Raw genomic sequence first — 14,750 nt, 5'->3', positions numbered from 1 at the left:
GAAAAATGATGACTACGCGTAAAGGTATTATTCTGGCTGGTGGTTCTGGCACTCGTCTTTATCCGGTAACGATGGCGGTAAGTAAGCAACTGCTGCCAATATATGACAAACCAATGATTTATTACCCGTTATCGACACTGATGCTGGCGGGGATTAAAGACATTCTAATCATCAGTACGCCACAAGATACACCGCGTTTTGAGCAATTGCTTGGCGACGGCAGCCAATGGGGACTTAACCTGCAATATAAGGTGCAGCCAAGCCCGGATGGCCTGGCACAAGCCTTTATTATTGGCGAAGAGTTTATCGGTGATGACAGCTGTGCGCTGGTGCTGGGTGATAATATTTTCTACGGCCACGACCTGCCAAAACAGCTTGAAGCTGCGCTGAACAAAGACGACGGAGCAACCGTGTTTGCCTATCACGTTAATGATCCTGAGCGTTATGGCGTGGTTGAGTTTGATAAGAGCGGTACCGCAATTAGTCTGGAAGAAAAACCGCTGGAACCGAAGAGCAATTATGCCGTGACTGGGCTTTATTTCTATGACAACGATGTTGTAGAAATGGCGAAAAATCTGAAGCCATCTGAACGTGGCGAGCTGGAAATTACTGATATTAACCGTATCTACCTGGAGCAGGGGCGTTTATCTGTTGCCATGATGGGGCGCGGTTATGCGTGGTTGGACACCGGCACGCACCAGAGCTTAATTGAAGCCAGTAACTTCATCGCGACAATTGAAGAGCGTCAAGGCCTTAAGGTATCTTGCCCGGAAGAAATTGCGTATCGCAAAGGGTTTATCGACGCAGAGCAGGTTAAAAAACTAGCGGAGCCACTTAAGAAAAACGCCTATGGTCAATATTTACTGAAAATGATTAAAGGTTACTAACTTCCGGCCTCGTGTAATTTAATATAAGAAATAGAGACATTCATGAAAATCGAACTAATTCCATTGCAACAACACGGGGACGAGCGTGGACTACTTATCGCCCTAGAGGAAGAACATAACATCCCGTTTCCTATTAAGCGTGTTTATTATATGTTTGATACTTTGCAGGGTATTCGCCGCGGATTTCATGCACATAAAAAAACAAGGCAATTAGCGATTGCAATAAAAGGCAGTTGTTCATTTCTTTTTGATGATGGGAAAGAGAAAAAAAATATCATTCTAAATGACCCAGCTCAAGGACTGATGATTGAGCCCTATGTTTGGCACGAAATGTATGATTTTAGTGATGACTGCATTTTGATGGTGCTGGCAGACGATGTTTATGATGAATCCGACTATATTAGGAACTATCAAGATTTCATTTCTCGAGTAATACTATGAAATTGCATAAATTTAGTGATGTGAAAAGCCAAAATATCGGTGAAGGAACATCGGTATGGCAATTTGTAGTCATAATGGATAACGCTGTTATAGGAAAAAACTGCAATATTTGTGCGAATTCCTTGATTGAAAATGATGTCGTCATTGGAGATAACGTAACAGTAAAAAGCGGTGTGTATATTTGGGATGGAGTCGTACTCGAAGATAATGTTTTCATTGGTCCATGCGTCGCTTTTACTAATGATAAAAGACCCAGGTCTAAAAAATATCCAGAAGCTTTCCTCAAGACGATAGTTAGGAATGGAGCTTCAATAGGAGCAAATGCAACAATTCTGCCTGGCATAGAAATTGGTGAAAAGGCCATTATCGGTGCAGGCAGTGTTGTCACAAAGAACGTTCCCGCCTATGCGGTAGTTGTTGGAAATCCTGCTAAAATAATCGAGTGGATTGAAAAAGATGAATAAAGTTGATTTTCTTGACCTTAAGAACATAAATTTAGCACATGAAAAAGAATTGAAAGATGCTTTTGAACGTGTACTTCATTCTGGTTGGTACATCATGGGACAGGAGTTGGCACAATTTGAAGAAAATTTTGCTGAATATTGTGGTGCTAAACATTGCATAGGTGTTGCCAATGGCCTAGACGCTCTCATTCTGGTTATTCGTGCCTGGAAAGAAATGGGGAAAATAAAAGAAGGGGATGAAGTTATTGTTCCAGCTAACACTTATATTGCTTCAGTTTTAGCTATTACTGAAAATAATTTGAAACCAGTTTTCGTAGAGCCAGACATTAATACCTATAATTTAGATCCTAAAAAAATAGAAGATGCTATTACTAGTAAAACTAGTGTGATTTTACCAGTGCATTTATATGGTCAAATTTGTAATATGTCAGAAATTAAAAAAATTGCTGACAAGTATGGTTTACTAATACTTGAAGATTCCGCTCAATCTCATGGTGCTTTACTCGAAGGAGTAAAATCTGGGGCATGGGGCGATGCATCTGGATTTAGTTTCTATCCTGGTAAAAATTTGGGGGCCATTGGTGATGCTGGTGCCATAACTACAAATGATCAAGAGCTTGACAAAGTACTTCGCGCATTAAGAAATTATGGCTCACATAAAAAATATCACAATATTACTTGTGGTGTTAATAGCCGATTGGATGAGTTGCAAGCAGCATTGCTGAATGTAAAGCTTAAATATTTAGATGCTGATACCCAAGCTCGAAAAGATATTGCAGAACGCTATATCAATGAAATCAGAAATAGTAAAATAATATTACCACAAGTTAATGATGTTGATGGCCATGTATGGCATTTATTCGTAGTTAGGAGTCAGGAACGTGATGGATTACAACGTTACCTTCAGGAACAGAATATTCAAACACTAATTCATTATCCTATTCCTCCGCATAAGCAAGAAGCTTATAAAGAATATAACAGCCTTACTTTACCTATTACTGAAATGATTCATAGCCAAGTTCTCTCGCTGCCAATTAGCCCAATCATGACCTTTGAACAAGTTAAAAAAGTTATTGATGCAATGAATGCATTTTAATATGAATAAATTCTTTAAAGTTACTTTATTCTCGGCTTTATACACGCTTTTAAAAATGGTTGCAGGGTTTATCATAGGGAAAATAGTTGCAGTTAATACTGGACCAACAGGAATAGCAACTTTAGGGCAATTACAGGGAATTGTTAATATATTAAACGGTATTGTCACAGCACCCGTTGGAAGTGGTGTTGTGAGATATACCGCTGTAAATAGAGATGAAGGTCTTGAATCTTGCGCGCCCTGGTGGCGCGCTTCAATTCGCGTATCTTTATGTATCTATATATTTTTATTGATAACAATATTGGTATGTTCTAAACAAATAGCGCAATATTTTTTTGGAAGCGAGTATTACAAATGGCTTATTGTTTTCGCTAGTGTTATTTTACCCTTGTCAATAATTAATACTTTTCTCGCCTCAATATTAAATGGGTTACAGAAATATAAAAAATATATTTTCTTAGGTATGCTTTCTGTTAGTCTTTCTACCTTAATGATTGTTGTGTTTGTCTTGAAGTTTTCCCTGTGGGGAGGATTGATCGCGACTTGTATGAATACATCTTTAGCAGGGATACTACTTCTCTTATTCTGCCGAAAAGAGATATGGTTCCGTTGGGGGCATTTTTTTGGAACAGCACACAATGAGAATTTAAAGGGAATATTAAATTTTTCACTTATGGCCTTTGTTACCGCAATATCAACGCCAGTAGCGCTTTTATTTGTGAGAAATATTTTAATTAGAGATACTGGATGGCAGGAAGCGGGAGAATGGCAAGCCGTTTGGAAAATATCGGAAGTGTATTTGAGTGTGATGACTATGGCGTTGAGTACTTACTTTCTTCCTCGTCTTGCATCTCTTAAGACAAGCTATAAAATAAAAAAAGAAGTAAACAGCTTAAGTGTTTATATCGTTATTGTAACTTTATGCATGTCCGCAATTGTTTACCTATTGCGTGATATTATCATAACTATACTATTTACATCAGATTTTAAAAACGCCCGCGATTTGTTCTTCTATCAGTTAATTGGAGATATATTAAAAATCTCTGGATTTTTGTACGCTTATCCAATGATAGCTCAAGGAAGAGTTAAAACATTTATTATTTCAGAAATTATTTTCGCTGTAAGTTTCGTGTGTTTGGTTGATGTATTTGTAAAGTATCATGGTGTTCAAGGCGCAAATTTAGGTTATATGTTTAATTATTGTGCCTATTTCATATTTGCTTTTATTTTCACTAATTATTTCAACGTGAAAATAGACCATAAATTTAATGGATGAAAGAATGAAAATCGCGATTCCCCTTTTAGGCTTTGGCCGTGCCGGAGGGCAGCGTGTTCTGTCCAGGCTTGCGAGTGAGCTATCCATTTTAGGCCATGATGTCTATATTTTTGTGCCTGGTGATGGAGTGGAACCATATTACCCTACTAGTGCGACAATTATAAACACAGTTAAGAAAAAATCGCGCTCAAAAATATTCAATCTGTTACATAATTACTTTAAACTATGGTTAGCAATAAAGGATAAAGATGTTGATGTTGTTATTGCCAATCATCACCTTACAGCTTATATAGTAGCTTTGCTGCCAAACAAGGTCCAAAAATATTACTACGTTCAAGCTTACGAAGTGGTATTTGGATATAATATAATTTCTAAAATGTTAGCTTACTTCACTTATTTGTTACCTTTGAAAAAAATCGTTAATAGCGAAACAATATTACCACCACCAATAAATAAATTTATAGGCGTCGTACCTGCTGGTATAGACATGGATATATTCTATCCTCGGGATAATGTTAGTTGCGATATTAAAACTATAGGTTTAGTTGGTCGAAAAGAACCTCATAAGGGAACCCGAGATATTATACAGGTGCTCTGTCGCTGGGGACAAAATAAAAATATCATAGTTAATATTGCCGTATATCTTTCTAACAGTGATAAAGCTCTTTTAGATAGGCATGGGATTGAATATCATTTTTATGAAATATCAAATGATACTCAGCTCGCTAATTTTTATAGACTAAATGAACTAGTTATTGCGACTGGTTTAGTTGAAGATGGTGCCTTCCATTATCCATGTGCGGAAGCAATGGCATGTGGTTGTTTAGTTATCTCTAATTACGCACCATTAACCTCGTCTTCGAGTCATTATAAGCTAGCAACTTTTGATCCCACAATCCTTGAGCAGAAGCTGAATAAATATATAGATGCTACTAGGTTTGATATAGATGCAGAATTGAAAGATAACCATAAAATAATATCAAATTATTCTTGGGAAATTGTTTCAAAGAAATTTAATTCCTATTTACATAAAATATAAGATGAAGGTAAATCTGTGAAAATCATCGCAACAACTATTAAAGATCTTATTTTATTAGAACCTCGCGTGTTTAATGATGAGAGAGGTTTTTTTATGGAAAGTTTTAATCAGGAGGCGTTTAACAATATTGTTGGTAAATCTATTAACTTTGTCCAAGACAATCACTCCAAATCAGTTCATGGTGTGCTTCGTGGAATGCATTACCAGATAAATCCATATTCTCAAGGAAAATTAGTAAGGTGTGTTGCTGGAGAGGTTTTTGACGTGGCAGTTGATTTACGTAAAAACTCCCCGACGTTTAAGCATTCATACGGGACCTTACTTACCTCTGAAAATAAACGGCAGCTTTGGATCCCTGAAGGTTTTGCTCACGGTTTTTTAGTTTTGAGTGAAACTGCAGAATTTTTGTATAAAACTACCAATTACTATTCTCCTGATTCAGAGCGATGCATCAAGTGGAATGATCCTGAAATAAATATTGAATGGCCAGAATTAGCTAAAATAACAGTTTCAGAGAAGGATCAGAATGGAATGAGCTTTTCAGACTTATATGATGAATTTTATTAACATAGAGCTTAAATTTTTCTTTCACAAAATAATGTAATGTGAATTTATTTATTGAGCCAATAATGAATACAACAAGATCAACTCAACACAATAGTAAACTGCAACTATTTGTGCTCTGCGCAGTATCACTGCTTTTATTTTTGATCGCTGGTTTTAGGCCAATAGGCATTGACAATGATTCATTGACATACCAAGCTGAAATCTTAGCCTTTCATAAAGGCACCAGTGAAATTAAAGAACCCATATTTCTTCTTTTTTGCTATATCAATGATATATTCTTTAATGAGAGCGTACGAAGCGTTTTTGTCATGTATGCTTTGTTTGCTGTTTTTTTGAAAACATATGCCATTGCAAAGTATTCTACGAATATCCTTTTATCATTGCTGGTTTATGCGGGGATGTTTTTCATTCTGCATGACATGACTCAAATTAGAGTTGGGCTGGCATCTGCATTCTTCCTTCTCTCGTTACCCGATCTGATTCAAGGTAACAAAAAAAAGTTTCTTATTAAGATATTTGCTGCATGTATATGTCATCTTAGTGCTATTATTCTTTTGCCGCTGGTTTTGTTATCATCAAAAAAAATAAATTTTACAGTCTTATTTTTTTCACCAATGCTTATGCTAGCTATAGTATTAGCTATTGGTGACATGAATCCCATCTTAATATCCCTCTTTAGATATTTACCAGAACCACTTTCAACTAAAGCAATTTCTTATATCATTGGTGTGCAAGAATTTGGTCGATTTGATGCAGTAAATATATTTAGTAAGTTTACTCTTTCTGCCTTTTTCTTCTTTACTTTATATTTATTTTCATTAGTTAGACATAATAAATTGAATTCTGATGATATTATATATTTAAAACTTTTCAGTATAATGCTGTCTGTGTTTTATCTGTTTTCTTCAGTACCTGTACTCGCTTCGCGTTCTTTTGAGTTATTTGCAGTATCTTTCATATTATCTTTTCCTGCTATCGCATCAAAATTTAAACCCGCATGGGTTCTGTGTGCTTTTATATCCCTCTGGGTATGTTTGTATTGCTATTTAGTGAATTTAAAATTAATTGGAATGTAGAGTTATGAATGATATTAGAACATTAATAGTATTACTGAACTGGAATGGCTCTTTAGATACGCTGGATTGCTGTGAGAGTCTAAATCAAATTCATCGGGTTTCTCAAGGTTCTACAGATGTTTTGATTGTTGATAATAACTCAACTGAACAATCACTCAAAGAGTTACGTGATGGATTAGAACTAAAGTTTGGACATGCTCATCAATATGAAATATCGTCTTACTTGAAAGAAGAATATTCATTATATGAAATATTGTCGTATGGGAAATTTTCTTTATTTTGCTCGAGAATTAATCATGGATTCTCTCGCGGATGTAACATTGGGGCGAGATATGCCCTTGAGCAAAATTATGAATATATTTTATTTCTGAATAACGATACAATTGTTGAACCAAATTTCTTAGAACCACTATTTAATAGTGTTGAAAATTCTGACGCAGTCATTCCGCAAATTCGTTATCATCATGACAAAAACCTTATATGGAATTGCGGAGGGTCTATATCAAAATTTGGATCTAGAAAATACAATTACGCTAAACAAAATATCCGAAACATAACATTCCCAGCCAATATTTTTCCTGTTTCATTTGCTACTGGTTGTTGCATTCTATTTAGAACTAAATATTTTAATGAAATAGGTTTATTCAGCGAGAAATTTTTTTTTGGGGAAGAGGATATCGAATTAGCCCTTCGATTGCTAAAAAGAAAAGCAAAAGTGCTGTGCAACATAGACTCGATAATTTATCACAAGGTAGGTGCCAGCTTACAAGGGAATCCAGAAAAATTGTTGCGAAAAGCGTACATTCACTATTTGAATCGTTTTGTAAATATGAAAATGCATTTGGGGAAGTTGTGGTATTTATGGCTAATACCTTCTACATTGAAAGTTTTTCTGAATTTGTTAGTGATTAATAAAGCCACGATTAGCACTTCTATAATATTTATTAAAGCTTTGCTTTTAGATTCGTTTTCACTCTGGGAAGTTAATAAAGATAAATTTGAGTCCATACTAAAATGTGGCATAAAAAAATGACAAAAAAAATATTACGCAGAATATATTTACTGACAAATTCATTTATTTTGACTGTTGTATTTTTCTTTAAAGCCTGTTTGTCGCGAGAAAACTTAGCAAACGGTAATAAAAACTTTATCATCTCTATGACCACCTTTGGATGGCGTTATAATTTTGTATTCCTGACTATTGAAAGCATATTGTCTCAAGACACAAAACCTTCAAATATTTATCTTTGGGTATACAAAGATGATAAGCCATCGTTTGTTGCAAAATGGTTCTTAACCAGGCAATTAAATCGCGGGCTTGTTATAAAATATGTTGATAGGGATGTGAGGTCTTATAAAAAATTATCTTATGTTTTGAGTGACACTGATTGTAATTTTAAGTACGTTGTAACAGCTGATGATGATGTATTTTATCCAAAAAAATGGTTAAGGAGTTTCGTCGAGAATCCTAATGTCAGCTCGCACATACTCTGTAATAGAGGACGAGTTATTACCTTTAAGCAATCAAGCGAAGCTCCAGTGATTTATAAAGAATGGCCTCTTGCATCAACGAGCGATAATTTAAATAATTGCATACTACCAACAGGTGTTTCTGGAATTTCATATCCTCTTGCTGCTCTTGATGCTAGGATATCAGACTTTGATGCTATCGAAAATTTATGTCCTTACGCTGATGATATATGGTACAAGCTATTAACTACCGCAAATGGCTATAACTCGTTAATTATTGATGATAAAGTTATCCATTTTACTCCTGTCATTACATCATTGACTAAAGGTTTAGAAAAATTGAATGTCAATGGGGACTTAAATACTACACAATTTACTAATTCCTTAAAATATTTCAATCTTAAAAAAAATGCATTCGAAGTGAGTAATTATAAGTTATGAATGAATTAATTTCTATTATAATGCCCAGCTTTAACTCCGCAAAAACCATTGGTGATACTATAGACAGTATAGTAGGACAGTCTTACACTAATTGGGAGTTATTAATCACGGACGATTGTTCAACTGATGAAACGATTGATATTGTCAAACGATATGCTAAAAAAGATTCGCGAATTAAGTTGTTTTGTAATGCTGTGAATTCTGGCGCGGCAGTAAGTAGAAATAATTCGATTGAGAATTCTGCTGGAGATTACTTGGCGTTCCTTGATAGTGATGACCGTTGGTTACCTAATAAACTTAATGATCAATTAACGTTCATGATATCCTATCCGGAAAGAGATTTTACCTTTACAGCATATGAGCTTATAGATATATCAAGTACTAAAATTGGAAAAATTGTTGATGCTCAGGGAGACAATCTTTCATTTGACTATTCTGATATGTTGCGAAAAAAAGCAACTCTAGGTTGTTCTACTGTGATGTTTAGAAAGATGGCATTTCCTGATTATAAAATGCCATTAATCCGTACAGGACAAGATTATGCATTATGGCTAAAGTTGCTTAAAACAGGTAAAAAAGCATACTTAATTAATAAGGTATTAACGCAATATCGTATATTACCTAACTCAATATCTCGGAATAAATTTAAAAAATGCAAACGGCAATGGCAAATTTATAGAAGCATAGAGAAACTGAATATCTATCAATCTTCAGTTTCGTTTGCCCATTATGCTTGGAGAGCTATTTTTAGACGATAAGCCTTGGCATCGTCTATTATTGATTGTTTTACCTTCTTTACGAACAGGTACAACTATTCAATTATGCCTAACATGAGTTAACATGAACGACACATTCAAGCCGCGCATATGTCGCGGTGACCACACCTGACAGGAGTATGTAATGTCCAAACAACAGATCGGCGTTGTCGGTATGGCAGTGATGGGGCGCAACCTGGCGCTCAACATCGAAAGCCGTGGTTATACCGTCTCCGTTTTCAACCGTTCCCGTGAAAAAACCGAAGAAGTGATTGCCGAGAACCCTGGCAAGAAGCTGGTTCCCTTCTATACGGTGCAGGAGTTTGTTGAATCCCTGGAAACGCCGCGTCGTATCCTGTTAATGGTGAAAGCAGGCGCTGGCACTGATGCTGCCATCGATTCCCTGAAGCCGTATCTGGATAAAGGCGACATCATCATTGATGGCGGCAATACCTTCTTCCACGACACCATTCGTCGTAACCGTGAACTCTCTGCTGAAGGTTTCAACTTCATCGGTACCGGTGTGTCCGGCGGTGAAGAGGGCGCCCTGAAAGGCCCATCCATCATGCCTGGCGGTCAGAAAGAAGCCTACGAGCTGGTAGCTCCGATCCTGACTAAAATCGCCGCTGTTGCTGAAGATGGCGAGCCGTGCGTGACCTATATCGGTCCGGATGGTGCGGGTCATTACGTGAAAATGGTTCACAACGGTATCGAATACGGCGACATGCAGCTGATTGCTGAAGCCTATTCTCTGCTGAAAGGCGGCCTGAATCTGTCCAACGAAGAGCTGGCGCAGACCTTCACCGAGTGGAACACCGGCGAGCTCAACAGCTACCTGATCGACATCACCAAAGACATCTTCACCAAGAAAGACGAAGAGGGTAAATACCTGGTTGATGTGATTCTGGACGAAGCGGCCAACAAAGGTACCGGGAAATGGACCAGCCAGAGCTCTCTGGATCTCGGTGAGCCGCTGTCTCTGATTACGGAATCCGTGTTCGCACGCTACATCTCTTCTCTGAAAGAGCAGCGCGTTGCCGCATCGAAAGTGCTGTCAGGCCCGCAGGCTAAACCTGCCGGTGACAAAGCGGAGTTCATCGAGAAAGTCCGTCGTGCACTGTACCTGGGTAAAATCGTCTCCTACGCACAGGGCTTCTCTCAGCTGCGTGCCGCGTCTGACGAAAACAACTGGGATCTGAACTACGGCGAGATCGCCAAGATCTTCCGCGCAGGCTGCATCATCCGTGCTCAGTTCCTGCAGAAAATCACTGATGCATATGCACAGAATGCAGATATCGCGAACCTGCTGCTGGCACCGTACTTCAAGCAAATTGCTGACGATTACCAGCAGGCGCTGCGTGATGTTGTGGCTTACGCGGTTCAGAATGGTATTCCGGTTCCAACCTTCTCTGCCGCTGTGGCCTACTACGATAGCTACCGCGCAGCGGTGCTCCCTGCCAACCTGATTCAGGCGCAGCGTGACTACTTCGGCGCGCATACTTATAAGCGTACCGATAAAGAAGGTGTGTTCCACACCGAATGGCTGGATTAATCTGATTTAAGTCAGTCTGATAGCAAGGCCCGGTTATTGTTACCGGGCTTTTTTATGGCCTCTTTCCCCGTGTCTTCTCGCTTTGTACAGCCTCCTGCGGAAATTGCAGAATAATTCACGCTTTTATCCCGCTCCGCTAGCAAGGGCTTTGCCTTGACAGTACATAAACATAAGAGGTAAAAACCTCAACAGTTGTTTACTGCGGTGGCGCTGTAAGGCCTCCTGACACTCATACTTGAAGAAGTTGAACGAATGAAAATTACAATCTCCGGAACAGGCTATGTCGGTCTCTCAAACGGTATTCTGATCGCGCAAAACCACGAAGTGGTCGCGCTGGATATCGTGCAGGCCAAAGTGGATATGCTTAACCAGAAGATCTCTCCGATTGCCGATAAAGAGATCGAGGAATACCTGGCCACTAAGCCGCTTAACTTCCGCGCCACAACTGATAAAGAAGATGCTTATCGCGGTGCAGATTATGTGATTATCGCCACCCCAACGGATTACGATCCTAAAACGAACTACTTCAACACCTCCAGCGTCGAGGCCGTCATCAAAGATGTTGTCGCTCTCAACCCAAGCGCGGTGATGATCATCAAATCAACTATCCCGGTCGGCTTCACCCAGTCGATTAAAGAAAAACTGGGCATTGATAACGTGATCTTCTCTCCAGAATTCCTGCGTGAGGGCAAGGCGCTTTACGACAACCTGTATCCATCGCGTATTGTTATTGGTGAGCGTTCCGAACGTGCGGAGCGCTTTGCGGCGCTGTTGCAGGAGGGGGCGATTAAGAAAGATATTGATGTGCTGTTCACCGATACCACTGAAGCTGAGGCCATCAAGCTTTTCGCCAATACCTATCTGGCGATGCGTGTTGCCTTCTTCAACGAACTGGACAGCTACGCAGAAAGTCTGGGCCTCAACACCAAACAGATTATCGAAGGTGTTTGCCTGGATCCGCGTATCGGAAATCACTATAACAATCCGTCCTTCGGCTACGGCGGTTACTGCCTGCCAAAAGACACCAAACAGCTGCTGGCAAACTACCAGGCTGTTCCGAACAACCTGATTTCCGCGATTGTTGAAGCCAACCGCACGCGCAAAGACTTTATCTCTGACTCCATTCTGGCGCGCCAGCCAAAAGTCGTGGGTGTGTATCGTCTCATCATGAAGAGTGGTTCAGATAACTTCCGCGCGTCCTCTATCCAGGGGATTATGAAGCGTATCAAGGCGAAGGGTGTTCAGGTCATCATCTTTGAACCGGCGATGAAAGAAGATGAGTTCTTCCACTCGCGCGTGATTCGCGATCTCGATGCCTTTAAGCAAGAAGCCGACGTGATTATTTCAAACCGTATGGCGGAAGAGCTGGCGGATGTGGCGGACAAAGTCTATACCCGCGATCTGTTCGGAAGTGATTAAGCTTTCTTGTTAAGCTCATTAAGAAAATGCCCGGCGATGCCGGGCATTGTCGTTTTTAGGCCTTGTAGAAATCGCGGTACCAGTCGACGAAATTCTTCACACCTTCTTTAACGGAAGTCTGAGGTTTAAAACCAATCACCTCATACAGCGCTTTGGTATCTGCGCTGGTTTCCAGTACATCACCCGGCTGAATCGGCATCATGTTTTTTTCTGCTTCGATGCCTAACGCTTCTTCCAGCGCCGTGATGTAATCCATCAGTTCAACAGGCGAGCTGTTGCCGATGTTGTAGACGCGATACGGAGCGGAGCTGGTTGCTGGTGAGCCTGTTTCCACGGTCCAGTTGGCGTCGGCCTGAGGGATAACATCCTGCAGACGGATAATGGCTTCGGCGATGTCATCGATGTAGGTGAAATCGCGCTTCATCTTGCCGTAGTTGTACACGTCAATGCTTTTGCCTTCGAGCATCGCTTTGGTGAACTTGAACAGCGCCATATCCGGACGGCCCCACGGTCCATACACCGTAAAGAAACGCAGGCCAGTTGTTGGCAGATTATAGAGATGCGAGTAGGTGTGCGACATCAGCTCGTTGGCTTTCTTGGTCGCTGCGTACAGGGACACCGGGTGGTCTACGGAATCGTCGGTGGAGAAGGGCATTTTGCGATTCAGGCCGTAAACAGAGCTGGAAGAGGCATACAGCAGGTGCTGAACTTTGTTATGGCGGCAGCCTTCGAGCACGTTCAGATGACCGACAAGGTTCGCGTCCGCGTAAGCATGTGGGTTTTCCAGCGAGTAGCGCACGCCAGCCTGGGCGGCCAGGTGGATCACACGGTCAAACTTCTCGTCGGCAAACAGCGAGGCCATCCCTTCACGATCGGCCAGATCGAGTTTGTGGAAAGTGAAATTCCCGGATGTCAGCAGATCCAGCCGCGCCTGTTTCAGATTCACATCGTAATAGTCATTGAGATTGTCAATCCCGACAACCACGTGCCCGGCGTCCAGAAGTCGCTTGCTGACGTTGGAGCCGATAAAACCTGCTGCACCGGTGACCAGAAATTTCATATTCATCCTCTGTATAATCAAAAAATCGCTTTCTGTTTAGCCTAAAACCTATGACGCACATCATACCCCTAAGCGCTAAGTAAGCAAAACTTCGCCAGTCAGCAGATAACTCACAGGATTCTTATAGAAAAATTGCCAACAAGCGATACACTAGCTAAATAATATTTTTGTCTATTCTTTCGTTAAGGATTGTATGTCCCAGTACAGCAATAATGAGGTCAGCAGTCGAAATGACCCGGAGCAGATTGATTTAATTGATTTAGTGATGCAATTGTGGCGTGGGAAGTGGACGATTGCTGCATTTGTTGCCGTCGCGATTGTGCTTGCTGGTGTTTATGTTGCTACTGCGAAAGAGAAATGGACCTCTACCGCGATCATCACTCAGCCTGATGCCGCGCAAATTGCCACCTATACTAACGCCCTGAACATTCTTTATGGTTCTGCCGCACCGTCGATGAACGATACTCAGTTGCGCGTCATCGGGCGCTTTAACTCCGCATTCTCAGCGTTGGCTCAATCCCTGGATAATCAGGAAGCACCTGAAAAGCTGACCATTGATGCCGCGGTAAAAGGGCAACCTTTACCTTTAAATGTCACCTATGTGGGCGAGTCGGCTGAAGCCGCACAAAAACAGCTGGCGCAGTACATTCAACAGATTGATGAGCAGACGGCGAAAGAGCTGGATATTGACCTTAAAGACAATATCAAACAGCAGATTACTACGCTGAATGACTCCCTGGAAAACCAGGAGAAAGTTTCTCAGGAGCAAAAAGATCTGCGTATCAAGCAAATCACTGAAGCGCTGAAATTTGCCCAGGCGGCAAAAATCACCGCTCCACAGATTCAGCAAACGCAGGATGTTACTCAGGACACCATGTTCCTGTTGGGTAGCGAAGCGCTGAGCTCGATGATTCAAAACGAGTCCACACGTCCGCTGGTCTTCTCTGGGGCCTATTACCAGACCAAACAGAACTTGCTGGATATTCAGAATCTGAATGTTGATCCGGCCACCATCCATGCCTATCGCTATGTGATGAAGCCCAATCTCCCTATCCGTCGCGACAGCCCGAAGAAAGCGATTACGCTGATTCTGGCCGTGCTGCTGGGCGGGATTATCGGTTCCGGTGTGGTGTTGGGGCGTAACGCGCTGCGTAACTACAAGCCAAGAGCCTGATCGTCAGACAAAAAAAGACCGGGTCTCCCCGGT

The 14,750-nt window shown here is 40.6% G+C and carries 15 protein-coding genes; 14 read left to right on the top strand and 1 reads right to left on the bottom strand.

Annotated features, from left to right (window positions below):
- The first annotated feature begins 8 nt into the window (after window positions 1-8).
- The 13 genes from rfbA (at window position 9) to ugd (ending at window position 12,483) form a co-directional block, all read left to right on the top strand.
- Window positions 9-887 carry a glucose-1-phosphate thymidylyltransferase RfbA gene (gene rfbA, locus QQF33_RS16010; RefSeq protein ID WP_285144361.1) on the top strand — a complete coding sequence of 293 codons (879 nt, stop codon included), beginning with the start codon at window positions 9-11 and terminating at the stop codon, window positions 885-887.
- A 42-nt stretch (window positions 888-929) separates the two neighbouring features.
- Window positions 930-1,328: a sugar 3,4-ketoisomerase gene (locus QQF33_RS16005; protein WP_285144121.1), complete on the top strand. Its 399-nt coding sequence runs from the start codon at window positions 930-932 to the stop codon at window positions 1,326-1,328.
- On the top strand, window positions 1,325-1,792 hold the full coding sequence (locus tag QQF33_RS16000; protein WP_285144122.1) for an acyltransferase: 468 nt from the start codon (window positions 1,325-1,327) through the stop codon (window positions 1,790-1,792). Before QQF33_RS16005 ends, QQF33_RS16000 begins: the two co-directional genes overlap by 4 nt.
- On the top strand, window positions 1,785-2,888 hold the full coding sequence (locus tag QQF33_RS15995; protein ID WP_285144123.1) for a DegT/DnrJ/EryC1/StrS family aminotransferase: 1,104 nt from the start codon (window positions 1,785-1,787) through the stop codon (window positions 2,886-2,888). The genes QQF33_RS16000 and QQF33_RS15995 overlap by 8 nt, the downstream gene beginning before the upstream one ends.
- A gap of 1 nt (window position 2,889) precedes the next feature.
- On the top strand, window positions 2,890-4,164 hold the full coding sequence (locus tag QQF33_RS15990; RefSeq protein WP_285144124.1) for an O-antigen translocase: 1,275 nt from the start codon (window positions 2,890-2,892) through the stop codon (window positions 4,162-4,164).
- Window positions 4,165-4,168: 4 nt separating this feature from the next.
- Complete coding sequence (locus tag QQF33_RS15985; protein ID WP_285144125.1) at window positions 4,169-5,203, top strand: glycosyltransferase; 1,035 nt, start codon at window positions 4,169-4,171, stop codon at window positions 5,201-5,203.
- 15 nt (window positions 5,204-5,218) lie between these two features.
- Window positions 5,219-5,770: a dTDP-4-dehydrorhamnose 3,5-epimerase gene (gene rfbC / locus QQF33_RS15980; protein WP_285144126.1), complete on the top strand. Its 552-nt coding sequence runs from the start codon at window positions 5,219-5,221 to the stop codon at window positions 5,768-5,770.
- Window positions 5,771-5,832: 62 nt separating this feature from the next.
- A complete protein-coding gene (locus tag QQF33_RS15975) occupies window positions 5,833-6,846 on the top strand; it encodes an EpsG family protein (RefSeq protein ID WP_285144127.1) in 1,014 nt (337 codons plus the stop codon).
- A gap of 4 nt (window positions 6,847-6,850) precedes the next feature.
- Window positions 6,851-7,879: a glycosyltransferase gene (locus QQF33_RS15970; RefSeq protein ID WP_285144128.1), complete on the top strand. Its 1,029-nt coding sequence runs from the start codon at window positions 6,851-6,853 to the stop codon at window positions 7,877-7,879.
- Window positions 7,876-8,757, top strand: a complete 882-nt coding sequence (locus QQF33_RS15965; RefSeq protein ID WP_285144130.1) for a hypothetical protein — start codon at window positions 7,876-7,878, stop codon at window positions 8,755-8,757. Before QQF33_RS15970 ends, QQF33_RS15965 begins: the two co-directional genes overlap by 4 nt.
- Window positions 8,754-9,515 carry a glycosyltransferase family 2 protein gene (locus QQF33_RS15960; RefSeq protein ID WP_285144131.1) on the top strand — a complete coding sequence of 254 codons (762 nt, stop codon included), beginning with the start codon at window positions 8,754-8,756 and terminating at the stop codon, window positions 9,513-9,515. Before QQF33_RS15965 ends, QQF33_RS15960 begins: the two co-directional genes overlap by 4 nt.
- 142 nt (window positions 9,516-9,657) lie before the next feature.
- Window positions 9,658-11,064, top strand: a complete 1,407-nt coding sequence (gene gndA / locus QQF33_RS15955) for an NADP-dependent phosphogluconate dehydrogenase (protein WP_282493983.1) — start codon at window positions 9,658-9,660, stop codon at window positions 11,062-11,064.
- A gap of 252 nt (window positions 11,065-11,316) precedes the next feature.
- Window positions 11,317-12,483, top strand: a complete 1,167-nt coding sequence (gene ugd, locus QQF33_RS15950; RefSeq protein ID WP_282493984.1) for a UDP-glucose 6-dehydrogenase — start codon at window positions 11,317-11,319, stop codon at window positions 12,481-12,483.
- A 55-nt stretch (window positions 12,484-12,538) separates the two neighbouring features.
- Here the strand turns inward: ugd and QQF33_RS15945 are convergent, their stop codons facing one another.
- The gene (locus tag QQF33_RS15945) at window positions 12,539-13,543 is read right to left on the bottom strand and encodes an NAD-dependent epimerase (RefSeq protein WP_285144132.1); all 1,005 of its coding nucleotides are present in this window, start codon (window positions 13,541-13,543) and stop codon (window positions 12,539-12,541) included.
- A 193-nt stretch (window positions 13,544-13,736) separates the two neighbouring features.
- Between QQF33_RS15945 and wzzB the strand changes: the two genes are divergently transcribed.
- Window positions 13,737-14,717: an LPS O-antigen chain length determinant protein WzzB gene (wzzB, locus tag QQF33_RS15940; protein WP_285144133.1), complete on the top strand. Its 981-nt coding sequence runs from the start codon at window positions 13,737-13,739 to the stop codon at window positions 14,715-14,717.
- Window positions 14,718-14,750: the final 33 nt, after the last annotated feature.

Origin of the sequence: Lelliottia wanjuensis (genome assembly GCF_030238365.1) — a bacterium.
GTDB classification, from domain to species: domain Bacteria; phylum Pseudomonadota; class Gammaproteobacteria; order Enterobacterales; family Enterobacteriaceae; genus Enterobacter; species Enterobacter wanjuensis.
This window is presented reverse-complemented; position numbering and strand designations above follow the sequence as displayed.